Annotated in this window: 15 protein-coding genes; 2 read left to right on the top strand and 13 right to left on the bottom strand. The window is 65.0% G+C overall.

What is annotated here, in order from left to right:
- The first annotated feature begins 26 nt into the window (after positions 1–26).
- Positions 27–590 carry a TetR/AcrR family transcriptional regulator gene (locus tag CSQ91_RS02585; RefSeq protein WP_099387294.1) on the top strand — a complete coding sequence of 188 codons (564 nt, stop codon included), beginning with the start codon at positions 27–29 and terminating at the stop codon, positions 588–590.
- Here the strand turns inward: CSQ91_RS02585 and CSQ91_RS02580 are convergent.
- The 9 genes from CSQ91_RS02580 to CSQ91_RS02540 form a co-directional block, all read right to left on the bottom strand.
- A complete protein-coding gene (locus tag CSQ91_RS02580) occupies positions 562–1,590 on the bottom strand; it encodes an AAA family ATPase (RefSeq protein WP_099387293.1) in 1,029 nt (342 codons plus the stop codon). The genes CSQ91_RS02585 and CSQ91_RS02580 overlap by 29 nt on opposite strands.
- Positions 1,587–2,954 (bottom strand): AMP-binding protein, encoded by a 1,368-nt coding sequence (locus CSQ91_RS02575; protein WP_099387292.1) that lies wholly within the window; start codon positions 2,952–2,954, stop codon positions 1,587–1,589. Before CSQ91_RS02575 ends, CSQ91_RS02580 begins: the two co-directional genes overlap by 4 nt.
- Positions 2,951–3,544: a hypothetical protein gene (locus tag CSQ91_RS02570; protein ID WP_070259199.1), complete on the bottom strand. Its 594-nt coding sequence runs from the start codon at positions 3,542–3,544 to the stop codon at positions 2,951–2,953. The genes CSQ91_RS02575 and CSQ91_RS02570 overlap by 4 nt, the downstream gene beginning before the upstream one ends.
- Position 3,545: 1 nt before the next feature.
- A complete protein-coding gene (locus CSQ91_RS02565) occupies positions 3,546–5,309 on the bottom strand; it encodes a vWA domain-containing protein (RefSeq protein WP_099387291.1) in 1,764 nt (587 codons plus the stop codon).
- Positions 5,306–6,277: a hypothetical protein gene (locus CSQ91_RS02560; protein ID WP_099387290.1), complete on the bottom strand. Its 972-nt coding sequence runs from the start codon at positions 6,275–6,277 to the stop codon at positions 5,306–5,308. Before CSQ91_RS02560 ends, CSQ91_RS02565 begins: the two co-directional genes overlap by 4 nt.
- A gap of 9 nt (positions 6,278–6,286) precedes the next feature.
- Positions 6,287–6,772: a hypothetical protein gene (locus CSQ91_RS02555; RefSeq protein WP_099387289.1), complete on the bottom strand. Its 486-nt coding sequence runs from the start codon at positions 6,770–6,772 to the stop codon at positions 6,287–6,289.
- Positions 6,769–8,349 carry an AAA family ATPase gene (locus tag CSQ91_RS02550; protein WP_070259207.1) on the bottom strand — a complete coding sequence of 527 codons (1,581 nt, stop codon included), beginning with the start codon at positions 8,347–8,349 and terminating at the stop codon, positions 6,769–6,771. The genes CSQ91_RS02555 and CSQ91_RS02550 overlap by 4 nt, the downstream gene beginning before the upstream one ends.
- A 75-nt stretch (positions 8,350–8,424) precedes the next feature.
- Positions 8,425–9,030: a glutathione S-transferase gene (locus CSQ91_RS02545; protein WP_099387288.1), complete on the bottom strand. Its 606-nt coding sequence runs from the start codon at positions 9,028–9,030 to the stop codon at positions 8,425–8,427.
- Positions 9,027–9,884 (bottom strand): alpha/beta fold hydrolase, encoded by an 858-nt coding sequence (locus CSQ91_RS02540; RefSeq protein ID WP_099387287.1) that lies wholly within the window; start codon positions 9,882–9,884, stop codon positions 9,027–9,029. The genes CSQ91_RS02545 and CSQ91_RS02540 overlap by 4 nt, the downstream gene beginning before the upstream one ends.
- Positions 9,885–9,983: 99 nt before the next feature.
- Here CSQ91_RS02540 and CSQ91_RS02535 point away from each other — a divergent pair, with 99 nt between their 5' ends.
- On the top strand, positions 9,984–10,868 hold the full coding sequence (locus CSQ91_RS02535) for a LysR family transcriptional regulator (RefSeq protein WP_099387286.1): 885 nt from the start codon (positions 9,984–9,986) through the stop codon (positions 10,866–10,868).
- On the opposite strand, the gene CSQ91_RS02530 is transcribed toward CSQ91_RS02535, so the two are convergent.
- Genes CSQ91_RS02530 through CSQ91_RS02515 form a run of 4 tightly spaced genes read right to left on the bottom strand, consistent with a single transcriptional unit; the run spans position 10,865 to position 14,693 of the window.
- Positions 10,865–11,383 carry a hypothetical protein gene (locus CSQ91_RS02530; RefSeq protein WP_143450930.1) on the bottom strand — a complete coding sequence of 173 codons (519 nt, stop codon included), beginning with the start codon at positions 11,381–11,383 and terminating at the stop codon, positions 10,865–10,867. The two genes, CSQ91_RS02535 and CSQ91_RS02530, sit on opposite strands and share 4 nt — an antisense overlap.
- 2 nt (positions 11,384–11,385) lie before the next feature.
- The gene (locus CSQ91_RS02525; RefSeq protein WP_099387284.1) at positions 11,386–12,534 is read right to left on the bottom strand and encodes an ABC transporter permease; all 1,149 of its coding nucleotides are present in this window, start codon (positions 12,532–12,534) and stop codon (positions 11,386–11,388) included.
- On the bottom strand, positions 12,531–13,712 hold the full coding sequence (locus CSQ91_RS02520; RefSeq protein ID WP_099387283.1) for an ABC transporter permease: 1,182 nt from the start codon (positions 13,710–13,712) through the stop codon (positions 12,531–12,533). Before CSQ91_RS02520 ends, CSQ91_RS02525 begins: the two co-directional genes overlap by 4 nt.
- A gap of 6 nt (positions 13,713–13,718) precedes the next feature.
- Complete coding sequence (locus CSQ91_RS02515; RefSeq protein ID WP_099387282.1) at positions 13,719–14,693, bottom strand: HlyD family secretion protein; 975 nt, start codon at positions 14,691–14,693, stop codon at positions 13,719–13,721.

Below are 14,693 nucleotides of genomic sequence, written 5' to 3'. Positions count from 1 at the left end.
TTTTGAACCGCGATCAGGAGCCTGCCATGCGTTATCCCGCCGAAGAAACCGCTGAAAAGCACCAGCGCATCCTGACGCAAGCGGCGCGGCTATTCCGTGAAAAGGGCTACGACGGCGTCAGCGTGGGACAGATCATGCAGGCGACGGGACTCACGCATGGCCCCTTCTACAACCACTTCGCTTCGAAGGAAGCGCTGATGGCAGAAAGCACGCTGCACGGCTCGGAACACTCGCGCGTGGCGCTCGATGCGGCAACGGCAAGCCCGGAAGCCATGCGCCAGTATGTGCGCGACTACGTGAGCGCGGCCCACCGAGACGCGCCGGGCGATGGCTGTTTGCTGGCTGCCCTGGCCGGCGACGCGCGCAAGCAGCCAGCCGTGCGCCCCGCCTTCACCGTCCACCTGAAATCCATCATCGGCAAGCTGGCCACGCATTTTCCGTGGCAGAAAAAACGCAACCGACAACAGGAAGCCATCGTCATGCTGTCAGCCATGGTGGGCGCCGTGGCGCTGGCGCGCGCCGTCGACGATGCCGCGTTTTCCGATGATATCCTGGCGGCAGTCAGCGCAACACTTGCGCCACCTGCCTGACCCTCTCGGCCACCGTGCCGGACACATTGATAAAAGCGATCCCCCGCCGCGCCAGCTCGTCCTGGTACCACGCATGCTGGCGCGCGCGAAAATCCTCATCGCGGCGCGTGCCATCCTGGATGAAGGGAAAATCGGGCGCGCACAGCAGCACCAGGTCGTAGCGGTGTTCGGCCAGCCGCGCCAATTCCTGCTCGGCCCTGCCAAACATCTCGACGCAGTAAAAATACGTCGTCATGGGCGAGGTATCGCAAAACAGCCAGCGCCGCGCAGCCAATAGCGCCTGCGCTTCGCGGCGCAGCTGTTCCCGGCCGATCTTCAGCAGATCGTCATAGTTCAATATGCCATCCTGGCTTTCCCACAACTCGCGGCCATATTCGGCCACCCAGGCCGTCTCGAAATGCGCCGCCAGTGCTTGCGCCAAGGTCGTCTTGCCGCTCGATTCGCCGCCGAGCACGCACACGCGCGTGACAAAATCGGCGCGCACAATCGGCGACAGAAAAGCGCTGTGCGCATGCGGGTCTTGCCTGGCCCGCGTGCCGGACACGGGCACCACAGTTCTCGCCTGGTCCACGCTCACATGCGCCACCGGCCCGCCGGCATAATGCCGTTCCAGCACCTGGGCAAAGCCGGGGCCATAGTCCTCGCTGGTGAAGACGGCATCGACGGGCAGCGCCAGCACCGTCCAGCACAGCCAGCCCATGAAATGGCGGTGCACATCGCCATCGTCGTCGTTGTGCGGCAGCGTACGCACCGGCACGCCGCGCGCCGCGCACAGGGCGGCCAGGCGCGCATCGTCCAGCACGACGATGCGCGCCTGCGGGAATTGCGCGCGCAGCCACCGTTCCCGGCGCGCCGGCTCGTAACCGGGAAATTCGGGCCTGGTGTAGCTGACCACCAGCAGTTCTTCGCTGGCCTCTTGCGCACGATGGAGCAACAGTTCATGGCCCTGGTGCAGCGGGCAGAATTTACCGACCACGAGGCCGCGTTTATAAAGGTTCATGCCACGGCTTCCTGCAAATCCGAAGTGTATTGAATGATCTTGTCTTCCGCCAGCAAGGTCTCGACCGCGATGGCGCCGAAAAAAGGCGCGAGCAAGGAGCGGGCCCGGTCAGCCTGCGGCATGGCGTTCGGCGCCAGGCGCAGCGCGATGGCGCCGTCGCCATGCTGGTGCACGCCGAACAGGGCGATGGCCAGCGGTTTCAGGGCATGCGTAATGTCGATATTGTTGATCCATTCGCCATTGATCGTCCTGTAGCGCAGGGGACTGCGGCCGGCCAGGCCCACCAGCACGGGACCGTGCGGGCCATGCGCCAGCGAGGCGTAATCACCCGTGCGGTAGCGAACCAGCGGCAGGCAAAAATTGAAGCCGCCCGTCACGGTGATTTCGCCGCGCGCGCCATCCGGCACGGGCTGGCCCGCGCTGTCGAGGATTTCCACGTACAGCCGGTGCTGCAGCAGCACGTGGCCGCCCGCCTGCTCGTCGTAGACGGCCACGGGCCCCACCTCATTGAGCGAATAGATGTCGAGCACGGGGCAGCCGAACGCCGCTTCGAGGCGCGCGCGCATGCCGGGCAACAACATCATCGACACGGACAGCAGCGCGGCCGGCTTGTGCGCCATGGGCAAGGTCAGGAGCTCGGCAAACGAGATGGGGTCGCCCGCAATCAGCTCGGGCGCCATGGCATCGAGGTAGCGCGCGCGGTCGCCCGGGTCGCGCCAGTCGTCCTCGTGCAGGTTGATCTTCGCCAGGCCCGATTCGTTCATCGTCGGCGTGACGGAGACATAGGTGAAGCAGCGGCGCTGATGCCCCAGCAGCATCACGCCCACCTGGCCCGCGCCATGGCGCAGGGTGACGCCGAAGCGGTACAGCGCGCGCTTGTGGAAGGCCAGGTAGCGCCCCGCCACCAGCGGGTGCGAGGCGATCAGCAGCGGGTGGCCAGTCGTGCCTGTCGTCTGGAAGTTGATCATGCGCGCCAGGTCCGCGTCGTCGGGCACGAAGGCGGCGATGTCGTGGGCCAGTTCGGCGCGGCTGATGGGCGCCACGTCCGCCAGGCGCGCGGGCGGCGAACCGCAGGCGCGGTAATGCGGCACGGTGGCGTAGGTCGTCCTGAGAAAATCCGCCAGCCAGGGCGGCGGCGCGTCTTTGCTCCAGCCGATCTCCGCCTGCATGACTTCCTGCTCGTAGGCGCGCAGCGCTTCGACCTCCCCGGCCAGCAGCTTGTTGCCGCTGCGGTTGCGGTACCGGGGTGCCGCGGGATGGCTGCGCAGTTTTTCCAGCATGCGCGCCCCCGCCTGCGTCAGGGTGGGACAGTAGTCGCAGTCCGATTCCCAGGCGCCGTCCGGCAAATTGACGTCCACACTCATTCGCGCGACCACTTGTCGGCCGATTCCTCGGCCGCCTTCTTTGCCAGCGCTTCGCGGATTTCGCGCGCGCGCTGCTCGGCCAGCCGGCTCGCTTCGAGCAGGCGGCGGCGCTCCGTGCCGCTGATGGCGGACAAGCGGTCCGTGGCCTGCGCCACGCTTTCGTCGCGGGGCCGAAAGCCCAGGCGCGCCAGCACGATGCGCGCCAGTTCCTCGCGCCGCTCGGGGTCTTGCGTGAACTGGTGGGCCGGCGTGGCGGCGGCCAGTTCGCGCGCCGCCTCGCCCAGCACCTGCAACAAATCGTGCTGCGGCAACTGCTGGCCGATGAACCAGTCGTCGGCCAGCAGCCAGCACAGGATCATGGCCAGCGCCAGCCGGTTGCGGTCCGCCTTCACCTGCGCGCCGATAAAACCCTGCAAGGACGCGGCCGGCGCACGCGCGCCATGCAACAGCAAAATGTCGTTGACCAGCGCCGCCACCGCCACGGCTTGCGCATTGGCGACGCCGGCGATGCGCGGCTCGGCGAGGAATTCGACGGGGGTGTCGGCCAGGCGGTGGGTCAGGGTTTCGAGGTGGGGACCGTGAGTATGCATGTCATTGTTGTATGTAGTGGCGCCGGCTGAACGCCCGCGCAAAGTCCAGCAAGTCCTCGTAGCGCTCGACGGCGTGGATATCCCAGCCCTGCTCGCGGCGCGCGCGCTTCAGATCGTCATAGGTCTGCTGCAGCCACTTATGGGCCGCCGCGCCATCCCAGTCGCGCTCCAGGTTCAGGGCCATGGTGCCGCCCGCGCCGCCCTGCGCCAGCGCTTTCGCCGAGATATCCCAGCCGCTGTTGCCCAGTTCATCCTTGTCGAACATGGTGGTGATGCCGTCGTCGGAAATCATCAGGATGTGCGCGGGCCGTTCGCGCCTGGCCGCATAGGTCTGGCGCAGGCGGTGGATGGGGAAACAGGTGCCGCCGCCAAAAAATTCCGTCAGCACGCCCAGGATCATGTCTTCATCGCGCACGAAGCCTGGCGTTTGCATCACCTCGTTCTTGCCGCTCCACAGGGTCACCTGCACCTTCGCGCCGGCGCGCAGGGCGGACAAGGCAATCACGGCGCCAGCCAGTGTCAGAAACGAGGTATGCGCCTGCGGGTTCGGCATGGAGCCGGAACTGTCCACGTACATGTCCAGATCGACGGGCACGGCATCGGTGGCGCGCGCCGGTTCGCGGCCGTACACGCGGCGCACGGTGGTCACGCCCGGCACGGGGCGCGGCGATTGCATCACCGATTGCAGCCAGTCGATATCCTCCAGCGGGTCGCCGATTTCCCATGCTTCCAGCCCTTCCATCTGCGGCTCCTGCGACTCGGGCGCGGGGCGGCTGGGGAACGCCACCAGGTGCGGCAATGCCCGTTCGCGGTAATAGCGGATGGCGATTTCATGGTCGCTCAGGTTCACGCCCGACGCCTTTAAGATATCGCCCAGCTCGAACGGTTCGCGCAGTTGCCCGCCGCCCGGCCTGGCGGGCGCCTCGGTCACAGGTTCCTCGCCATCAAGGCCGGAAATGCGCTTGTCGTGCACCGGGTGGATGGCGCCGTCCGCCTCGTCGTCCTCGATCTGCTGCGCGCCATAGGTCTGGCAGCCACGGGCCGCGTCGCGCGTGTCGAGCAGATAGCGGCTCGGGCTCAAGGCATCCGTGTCTTCCACCAGGTAAGGCAGCAGCAAGGTGGCGAAGCGGCCCGCCGCCAGCATCCAGTCGTTCGCGTAAACACGGATCAGGCGTGCGCCCAGCCAGGCATCCGTGTCCAGGCGTTCGTCTGCACTACCGCCTCCGAGTTCGCCCTTTTGCAGCTGCCACAGGTTTTCATAGATGCGCATGTACAGGGTCCATACGCCGCCGCTGCCTTTGGCATTCGCCTCCACAGAGCGTCCATGCTCCAGCTTGCGGTAGATATCGGCCATGCGCAGATTCGCCTGGCGCTGCAAGCGGTCATTGATGAACAGGTCCGTGTACAGGTTGGCCACCATGGGCGCATGCTGTTCCAGGGTCGGCAAGGCGCGGCGCATGCGCGCCAGCAGGCGGAACTGGTCGCTGGCACTGCCCGGCGCGAGAATGTGGTGGCCGATTTCATGGGCGAGCACTTCCAGCGCATAGTCGTCCAGGCCCAGCTCCGTCACCAGCGGCAAGTCCACCACCACGCTCTGGTCCAGCAAGCGGATCATGGCGAAGCTGCCGGACAAGCCCTGCCTGCTGGCCTCGACCCGGCTGGCGCACAGGTTCGGGTCGCGCAGGCGCGTAAATTTGCTCCACGCGGCCAAGGCCTCGGGCCAGGCGGCGCGCCAGCGGTCGATCAAGTCGGCATCGTTCTTCATGCGAGCGGCAGCAAACGGATCGCATGCGTCCACGGCGACGTGAGGGCCAGCGTATGCGCATTCGCGGCAAGCGCGATATCACCGGCCGGCAGGTCGAGCGCGATGCTGCGCGCGCCGATATGCACGGTCGCCCCCTCGAGGCGCACGGACGCCGGCATGGCACTTGGCGCCTGCTCGAACTCCTGCGCCGTCGCGCTGTGCAGCACGGCGCCATAGGCGTCGGCCACCAGCAGGTAGTGGCGCTCGGCGCTGCGCACGACAAAACCGTCCTTTGTCGCGCGCACTTGCGGCGGTGTGCCGAAGTCGCCACCCAGGCCGCTGAAGCTGCCGAACGCCCTGCCCTCGGCATTGCCGCGCCAGGGATTCGCCAGCAACTGCGCATGCACCTGCGGCCATTGCGCGCCCGGCTCGCCAAAGGCGGCCAGCGCCAGCGCTGGCGGCAAGGTGTCGGCGGCAGCCAGCGCGCCCAGGCGGAAATGCGCGACGCCGGCGCGCCAGGCCAGCACCTGGCCCACGGCACGCAGCTGCGCGACGCTGCCGACTTGCGGCGCCACGGCAGCCATCCCGGCCTGCCATTGCGCGGGCCGCGCTCCCGCCACGGCGCCAATGTGGATGGCGGCGTTGCTGAGCATGCCCAATACATCCACGGGCGCGGTGGCCAGCAACGGCGCAAACGAGGGCGCCAGTTCGCGCCAGACGGTATTCAGGAAGGAATTTTTCGCGGCAGGCCCGGCCAGGCCATGGCCCACCAGTTCCAGCGCCATGTCATAGGCGGCAAAGGTAGCGCCGCCCACGCGCTCGGGCGCGGCGGCGGCCAAGGCCACCACCAGCGGATCGACGCCGTCGTGCAGGAAGGCGCCAAAGGCGGCCATGTCGAGCGCGGGAAAGCGCCGGCGCGCTTCCACGGCGCGCGCGTTGAACTGGGCGCGGCCGCCGGCAAGTATCGAGGAAAAGGCAGGGGAAATCATCGCAGCCTGTCAATCGCTGTGCGAAAAGTGCAGCAGATAGCGCTCATCCCCTGACTCGAAGGCGATCTCGTCCCAGTGAATCGCGTACCAGACACCAAGTGGCGGCGTCATCGTCACGGCGTGCACGCTGAATCCGGCCAGCGACATGTCCAGTGCTTCGAGGAAAGCGTTGACGAGGCAGGCGCGAAAACGGCCCGGCGGCGCCGTGCGCATGTGATCCGACGAGAAGAACCAGCGCTGGCATAGCTGCTCCAGCTGCGCGCGCCCGCACGGCACCGCCGCGATCTGCCACAAGGCCGCCGGCAAGTCGCGCGCAGGTTCGATGACAGTCAAGGCATATTCTTCGATGCGCAAGCCCAGCGCCGTGGCCAGGTCTGGCGCGTCGGGCAGGCGTTGCAGCTCGTAAGTTGCGCACAGGTCGCTGGCCTCGCTGTTCAACATGGCCAGCGCATCGAGAAACCCGCGGCAATGGTCGATATTCAGAGCGTCATTCATTGCGAACGCAGCCAAGTGCGGTAGTTCGTATAGCGCTGGTGCAGATACTTGAGCTTCAGCAGGTCGTCGTACAGGGGACCGTACAATTTTCTGCCCTTCGTGCGTTCGCCGATCAGCTTTTCGATGCGGTTCAGGCGCGCCAGAGTCTCGCGCTCGCTGACGCCATCGAGGCCCAGGTCGAATTCGGCCGACAGCACGCCGACAGGATCATCGCGGTCCAGATCCAGGCGGTTGAATTCATCGTTCGACAAATCGAACAGGCGGCGCAGCCAGCCCAGCCTGTCGCTGCGGTAGGCGGCGTTTTCCGGCAGCGCGAAAAATGGCGCATCCGGGTCCGGCTGCAGCTTGTTATGCAGGACGAACGGCAGTACCTGGCGCAAGTCTTCCAGCGCCACCTCGCCATTGCCGCGGAAATAAGCCATGGCCTTGGCGTAGATCATCAGCGCCATCAGGGTGCGCACGGAAATGCCGTTCAAGGTCTGGCAGCCCAGGTCTTTCAGGCGGTCGCGCCCATTGTCGGCCGCCTGCGCGGCGCCCCGGTCGGCTCCGGCCAGGCGGGCCGTATCCTTGGTCATGTATTCAAACTGGCCGCCGGCCGTCTCGAACAGCTCGAACTGGCTGGCAAAGAATTCCAGGCGGCGGCGTACGGCGTCGGGTATGGCCACCTGGCGGATGGATGCGCCGATCTGATCCACCTCCCCTTCCGTGAAGATGATATCGGGCGGCACCAGCTCTTCGGGGCGCACGTTTTCTTCCACGCGCAGCAGCAGTTCGTTCAGGAAGCGCGGGTTGAAGGCCAGCGCCTGCACCGTCACGTCGACCCGGTCGCGCAGCGCTTCGATTACCTGGTAGGTGCCGCCGCCCTGGTCATCGTTGGCCGTCAGATACCAGGCCGCTTCCGGGCATTCGTAAATATGGTTCAGCACTTCCGCGTAATTGTCGCCCATGACGGTGAGCAGCGCGCTTTGCGTGCGCGTGGGGATGCGGTTGTATTCATCGACGATCTTCACGCGCATGCCCAGCCAGGCGCGCCAGGCGATGCGGATATCGTCCATGCTTTGCGCGTTCACCAGGTCCGCCGGCAGCGGGTTGCCCAGCAAATCGGCCACCGTCATCTGCGGGTGGCCATGCTGCATGGCGCGCTTGACTTCCTTGACGGTGGAGCCGGCCAGCACGCCCATCAGCAGGGCGCTGGCCGTCTTGCCCCGCCCCGGCCCGCCGACGAACAGGCATTTGCGGCGCGTGGCAAATGTCAGCAGGGGCAGCAAAATGAAGCTGGAATAGCTTTGCGCCGACGGCAGATTCAGGGTGCGGCGGCTGTCGCCCACGGAATACGTCTGCGACGGGCCATCGTTGTATTCGATGTCGTAATGGGGACTGATGATGGCGTGGTTGACGATCCAAAAGTATGCCTGGCGCAGCTTTTCATCGAACGGCCGCGCTTGCGCCTCGCCTTCCGCTCCCAGCGCGATGGGGCCCTGGTACAGGTCCGCCACGTCGAACTGCCGCGCGGCGGGCGCGGACTTGGGTTTGGTGGGGGCCTGGGACAGGCGCTGGAACAGGTTAAAAGACGGCATGGCAATATTCTTCCATTAAGGAAATGAAATTATTGCACAAGCCACCTGCAAGCACCGGTTCGGATGACAAGCAGCTCAGAGCGCCATCGGCGTGGCCAAAAACACCGGCTGCTGCTCGGCCAGCGCCGTCAAAGCGGCCACGGCCGGATAATCGCTGTCTGCCATCACGTCGGACACCATCTGCTGAGCAAAACTCCAGGCCACCGCAATGGTGATGCCAGCAATACTCAAGCAGTCTGGCGCCTCTTCGCGCAATGACGCCTCCAGCTGCGCCCAGGCCCCATGCAACTGCAGCTGGACGCGGTCCAGCCAGGGCTGGTGCTGTTTTTCCTGCGGGCGCAAGCGCCGTTCATAGACGATCTGCACGGCTTTGTCGCAGGCTGCCAAGGCATAGCTGGTTTGGCACAGCGCGCGCAGGCGAGCCGGACCCGGCTCCGGCCTGATGCGGGGAGCATGCGCGGCCAGTTCCTCCAGATACGCCAGGATCAGGGTCGAGTCCATCAACACCTGGCCGTCGTCCGTGACCAGGGTCGGCACTTTGACGGCCGGGTTGATGCTCCGTACCTGGTCGACATCGGAAAACACGGACAGGGGCCGGTGTTCGTACTCCAGGCCCAGCACTTTCATACCAATGGCAACGCGCCTGACGTAGGGCGAATCGAGCATGCCGATCAATATCATGGCCTTCTCCTCTCCATCTGCTGAATAAACGCGATGACTTGCGCCGCGACGGGCAAGGGCGCGTCTTCCATCAGGAAGTGCCCGGCCTCGTCAAACAGGTGCAAGGTGGCGCCGGGAATATCGCGCTGCAGGCGATGGCCGTAAGCCACCGGCTGCCACTCGTCCTGCTGGCCCCATAACACCTGTACCGGCACTGTCAACTGCGGCAGTCTTTCGGCAAAGTCCATCGTATAGCAGGCGTTATAGTGCGCCACCTGGTGCTGGTAGAACGAGGGCTGGCCCAGCACGCCGCACAGCGGCTCCAGGTAGCAACGCAGCAGCTCGCCCTGCATCCTGTCCTTGTGAAAAACGGCCATGCCCAGCTGGCGCGCCATCGTGCCGCGATGCTCGCTGGCCGGCGTCAAGGCACGCCGGGCGAAATCATCGCGCAGATGCTTCCAGGTGGGCGACGGCCAGGAATCGTAGCTGGGCGCGTCGGCGATGCTCAAGCTGCGCAGGCGCGACGCGTGGTCGAACGCCAGGCGCAGCGCAATGGCGCCGCCGATATCGTGGCCGAACAAATGGGTGGTCGGCAGTTGCCAGTGGTCGAGCAAGGCTGCCAGCAAGGTCACCTGCGCCGCTACCGAGGTATCGGCATCGACGGGCCGCTCCGACCGTCCAAAGCCCAGCAAGTCATACAGGTGCACCTGGCAACCGGCATCGATGAACAGCGGTACCAGTTCGCGCCAGATCATGCTGTGCGCCGGCGTGCCATGCACCAGTACCAGCGGCGTACCTGCGCCATGGATGCCGGTGGCGATACGGTGGCCGTGGATCAGGGCGTGGCCATTCAACAGCGGTTCTTGACTCGTCATCAGATGTCCTTTTGTTTGCGGAACCTGCAGACTAAGGCTTGACTGAACATGACACCAGTGACATTCTTTTGACCTTCAATCCAACTTTTGTCATGACCCATGAATTTGCGCCTATCCGTCGATGCCCTGCGTGTGTTCAGGGCAGTGGTACAAACCGGCAGCATGAGCCAGGCCGCCAGCCTGCTCCATCTGAGCCAGTCGGCCGTCAGCTGGAAAATCAAGCGACTGGAGCAGCAGCTAGATTGCCAGCTGCTGGCGCGCAGCGGCGGGCTGTTTGGCACGACCGACCAGGGAGCCGTGCTGCTGCGGCATGCCGTCAACATACTCGATGCCCACGATGACGCCGTCGCCCATTTTTCGCCATCGGCGATGCATGGCCGGCTGCGCATCGGCGTGACGGAGCAGATTTCATTGACGGACGTGTGCGCGGTACTGTCGCAGTTCTCGCATCACCACCCCAAGGTGGACGTGCAACTGGTGGTGGAGCAAAGCCAGGTATTGCGCGAACGCTTTGCCGACGGCGTGTTCGATGTGATTTTGCATCAGGATTTTGCCGGCATGGCGGCGCCGGCCGACACGCTGTTATGGACAGAAACACTGCATTGGTGCGCTGCCACGGCAGAGCAGACTTTGCCGGGCGAGACCGTCAAGCTGATCACCTACGGGCCGCACTGCTTTTACCGCCGGCTGGCCGAGGAAAAGCTGGGCCAGGCCGGCATGGCCTGGAGCGTGGGCCTGGAATGCCCGTCGGTGGCGGGCGTGCTGACCGCGATTGCCGCCGGCCTGGGCATGGCGGTGGTCAATGAACGCAACCTGGGCCAGGGCGTGCACCGGCATGCGGCACTGGAACGGCTGGCGCCGCTGCCCCGTGTCGCCAGCCTGCTGCGGGCCAATGACAACCTGCCCGACCCCGTGCGTGACGGTTTTTGCCAGCTGCTGCTGGCAGCATTGCAGAACAGGAGGAACGATGGATCCCGTCGCTAGCGATGCGGCCAGAGCAGATCAACCTTCTCGTCGTCGCTCAGCCACCAGCGCTTTCCGTCCTTGTCCTTGTGCACACCGAATATTTTCTGGTAGTTGTAGGTCTTGCAGTGCAGCTTCAGCCAGGCGTGGTAGTAGTCATCAAGAAAAGCGCTGAATATCTGCTGGAAGCGTGGTTCGCTGGCGTCTTTTTCGGGCAGCTCGAAGCTGCCTATCCTGGCAACGATGTGCGCGATATCCGTCCTGCTGACGCCGTCGAGTTTCACGGGATCGGGCAAGGCGATCCTGAACGCCAGCACTTCCGCGCCCTCCTCTTCCCACCACTCGCGCAAATTGAAGCGGGAAATATCTTTTCCGCTTAGTGCCTGCAACTGATCCGCGAGTCTGTCGTATTCGGCGTTGTCGTCGTCGCCATGTATGTCACAGAACTGCGTATAAGCCAGTATCGATGCCAAAATCGTGGCATACCTTTCTTCCGCCACAGCCAGTGGGGGCTCCAGCGCTTGCTCTGATTTCATGCTCATCCTTGTTTGATGACGGGTGCTGCCGCCTCGGCGCGCCAGCGCCACCAGCCCAGCGCCACGCAGGCCAGCAGCAAGGCCAGCAAACCCGCCACTTCATGGCGGATTTCATACAGCGAGGCGCCCATCTGGTTGAGCGCGACAAAGCCCTGGATGCCGGCCGTCGATGGCAGCAGCCAGCGCAGCCATTGCAGCACGACGGGCATGGACGACACGGGCCAGGTCAGTCCCGCGAGGAACAGCACCGGCATCGAGGTGGCGATCATCAGCTGCGTGCCCCGTTCGCGCGTGCGGAACAGCATGCCCAGCAGCATGCCGAAGGCCGCTTCCGCCAGGGAAAACAGCACCAGCAGCAAGAGCATGCCGCCAAAGTTGCCGCCACGGGGGTAATCCTGGAACCAGAAGACAAAGCCGAAGAAATAGCAGCAGTTCAAGAAGGCCACGCAGGCGAACGCCAGCAGCATGCCCATATACCCGCCCGCCGTGCGCGTGCCGGCTACGGGGAAACTCTTGCGCTGATACCAGGTGCCAAACAGCATGGTCATACCGATCAGCAAGGTCTGCTGCACGATCAAGGTCGCCACGCCGGGCACCACATACGCGCCATAGCCTTCCTTGACGTTAAACAGGGGCACGGCGTCGAAGGCGATGGGCGAGCGCTGCTGGTTGGCCTGGATGGTGGATGGCGTACCCGCGCCCAAACGCTTGAGTTCAATACCGGCCGACACCGTGCCCACCACTTCGGCCAGCCCGTTCAGGGCCACCTTGTTCAACATCAGATACAAGCCATTGCCCGCCACCTGCGCGTGGGCGGCGCGGCCGGCCAGCACGTCCGTCTGCAAGCCGTCGGGAATGATCAAGACGCCCATGACCTGGTCGCGCCATAATAAATCTTGCGCGACGGGCAAGTCCGGCGTGACGGCGACCACGTGCAGCGACGGGTGGGCCATGGCGAAGCGCGTCAGCTGGCGCGACATGGCGCTGCGGTCCTGGTCGACGACCGCCACCGGCACGCGCTGGACGATTTCCGTCGAGTACGGCAGCGGATAGAAGAAGGAATAGATGATACCGCCGATGAACAGCAAGGTCAGCGCGCCCTTGTCCGTCAGCATGGCGCGCCAGGTGGCGACAAAGGCCGGCCACATCATGTGCGCCCCCAGGCGGCAGGCGCATTCGCGCGGCGCGCCAGCAGGAATACGCCCACGGCGCCGCAACCGATGGCAAAGCCGGCCAGTATCAGCATTTCCTGCACGCCATAGCGCCACGGCGCGCCGGCCAGCCAGTATTTCGTTTGCAGCTGCAGATAATGCGTGAGCGGCAAGGCTTCCGCCCAGGCGCGCGCCGGCGCCGGCATGGCCATCAGGGGAAAGGCCTGGCCCGCAAACGCAAAGGCCGGCGCCGTGATGAAGGCGGCACCGGACAGCGCCAGGCGCAGCGACAGGGTGGCGGCGATCAGCAAGGTGGCCAGGCCGCAGTAGGCCAGCACCAGCAGCAGCATGCTCAGCAGCAAGGCCGGCAAGCTGCCCGCCACGGCCCAGCCCCGCGCCAGGCTGAAGAACAGCAAGTACAGCAGCGCGAGCGCAAAATAAGCAAGCAAGGGAAACAGCAGCTTGGCGCCGATGGCGCGCAGCCAGCTGCCATCGGCCGAGGCCAGCCATTGCGGCACCGTGCCGTCGCGCAACTCGCGGCCGATACTGGTGACGACGGCAACGACGATGAAAATCTGCAGCATGGCCGGCATCAGGGCCAGGGTCAAAAATGCTTCATAGCTGGTGTTTTCGTTGTATAAACTGTTCAAGGTCGTGCGTATCGGTTCGAACTGGGCCGCCGCCTGCACGCCCGACATGCCTTTCTTTATCCGCGCCGTCATCTCGATGCCGGCCGACAAGGTCGTGCTGACCGTGCGCACGTCGCGCAGCAAGGCGCCCGCGTGCGAGGAAAACTGTGCGTTGTACAGCCATTGCACGGTGGCCTGGCGTCCGCCCAGCAGTTTCTGTTCGAAATCGTTCGGGATCAGCAGATAGCCGAACGCCGTGCGCTCGCGCAGCCGGTGCAGGGCTTCGTCGCTGGACGCCACTTTCGCCGCCACCTCGATGCCGGGCGAGGCGTCGAGCCAGCGCGTGAGCTGGCGCGACAGGGTGGAATTGTCGTTATCGATGACGACGATGGGCAAGTCACGCGCGATGCCGGCGGAAAATACCAGCCACAACATGCCGCACAGCACCACCGGAATCCAGCTGAGCATGCCGATATCCCAGAAGTCGCCACGCAAGCGCCGCCACTCGCGCGCCAGCGCTGAAACCGGCTCTTTATCCGCTTCGTTCATCGCTTATCAGAGCGGCGGGAACACGACCGACATGCCCGGGCGCAAGCCCTCGACCTTGATGGCGGGGCGCAAGCGGATTTCAAACGTGCGCAAATCCGTGCCGCCCGGACGAGCCGCTCGCCACGTGGCGAAGTCCGGCAGCACGGCCACGGAACTGACCTTGAAACTCAGTTGCTGTTTCAGCGCCGGCACATTGGCCGTATGCGTGCTGCCCATGGAAAACGCCGCCATTTCATCTTCGCGCACTTGCAGCACGGCCCAGGCGTCGTCGAGGTTCACCAGGGTGATTACGGGAAAGCCCTGCGGCGCCAGTTCGCCCGGCTGTATCTGGATCTTGCTGACCTGGCCCGCCACGGGCGCGGCGATCTTCGTCTCGGCCAGGGCGATCTGCGCTTCCGTCAGCACGGCGCCCACCTGGCGCGCCTGTGCGGCGGCAGCCGTCTTGTCTTCGGGACGTGCACCCTTTTGCGCCATGTCATATTGCGCGCGGGCAGCTTGCGCCAGCTGGTCGGCCGCGCGCCATTGGGCTTGCGCCTCGTCGCGTTTCTGCTGGGCGATCACGCCTTGCTCGAACATATTGTTGACGCGGGTGTACGTGGTTTTGGCGATGGTGGCCCCTGTCTGCGCCCGCTCCCAGTTCGCCTTGGCGGCGGCGATTTCTTCCGGTCGCGCCCCCGCTTCCGCTTTTTTCGCCACGGCGTCGGCCGCTTGCGTGGCGGCCGTCGCTTGCGCGATCTTCGCATCCACTTCCGGACTCGTCAGCTGGAACAGCAGCTCACCTTTCGGCACCGTCTGGCCCAGCTTGACGTACAGCTCGCCCACCCTGCCCGGCACTTTCGACGAGACATTGACTTCCTGCGCATCCATCTGTCCCTGCAAAGGCAGGCGCTGCGGCTGGAATGCCTGGTACAAGCCCCAGCCGACGAAGGCCAGAACGATGACGGCGGCGACTATGGCCAAGGGTTTTTTGGAGGTGCTCAT

Origin of the sequence: Janthinobacterium sp. BJB301 (genome assembly GCF_002735685.1) — a bacterium.
Taxonomy (GTDB): Bacteria; Pseudomonadota; Gammaproteobacteria; order Burkholderiales; family Burkholderiaceae_D; genus Janthinobacterium; species Janthinobacterium lividum.
This window is presented reverse-complemented; position numbering and strand designations above follow the sequence as displayed.

Coding starts and splice junctions, on each gene's coding strand:
- CSQ91_RS02585 (WP_099387294.1), top strand. CDS start 27: ATGCGTTATCCCGCCGAAGAAACCGCTGAAAAGCACCAGCGCATCCTG.
- CSQ91_RS02580 (WP_099387293.1), bottom strand. CDS start 1,590: ATGAACCTTTATAAACGCGGCCTCGTGGTCGGTAAATTCTGCCCGCTG.
- CSQ91_RS02575 (WP_099387292.1), bottom strand. CDS start 2,954: ATGAGTGTGGACGTCAATTTGCCGGACGGCGCCTGGGAATCGGACTGC.
- CSQ91_RS02570 (WP_070259199.1), bottom strand. CDS start 3,544: ATGCATACTCACGGTCCCCACCTCGAAACCCTGACCCACCGCCTGGCC.
- CSQ91_RS02565 (WP_099387291.1), bottom strand. CDS start 5,309: ATGAAGAACGATGCCGACTTGATCGACCGCTGGCGCGCCGCCTGGCCC.
- CSQ91_RS02560 (WP_099387290.1), bottom strand. CDS start 6,277: ATGATTTCCCCTGCCTTTTCCTCGATACTTGCCGGCGGCCGCGCCCAG.
- CSQ91_RS02555 (WP_099387289.1), bottom strand. CDS start 6,772: ATGAATGACGCTCTGAATATCGACCATTGCCGCGGGTTTCTCGATGCG.
- CSQ91_RS02550 (WP_070259207.1), bottom strand. CDS start 8,349: ATGCCGTCTTTTAACCTGTTCCAGCGCCTGTCCCAGGCCCCCACCAAA.
- CSQ91_RS02545 (WP_099387288.1), bottom strand. CDS start 9,030: ATGATATTGATCGGCATGCTCGATTCGCCCTACGTCAGGCGCGTTGCC.
- CSQ91_RS02540 (WP_099387287.1), bottom strand. CDS start 9,884: ATGACGAGTCAAGAACCGCTGTTGAATGGCCACGCCCTGATCCACGGC.
- CSQ91_RS02535 (WP_099387286.1), top strand. CDS start 9,984: ATGAATTTGCGCCTATCCGTCGATGCCCTGCGTGTGTTCAGGGCAGTG.
- CSQ91_RS02530 (WP_143450930.1), bottom strand. CDS start 11,383: ATGAAATCAGAGCAAGCGCTGGAGCCCCCACTGGCTGTGGCGGAAGAA.
- CSQ91_RS02525 (WP_099387284.1), bottom strand. CDS start 12,534: ATGATGTGGCCGGCCTTTGTCGCCACCTGGCGCGCCATGCTGACGGAC.
- CSQ91_RS02520 (WP_099387283.1), bottom strand. CDS start 13,712: ATGAACGAAGCGGATAAAGAGCCGGTTTCAGCGCTGGCGCGCGAGTGG.
- CSQ91_RS02515 (WP_099387282.1), bottom strand. CDS start 14,693: ATGAGCACCTCCAAAAAACCCTTGGCCATAGTCGCCGCCGTCATCGTT.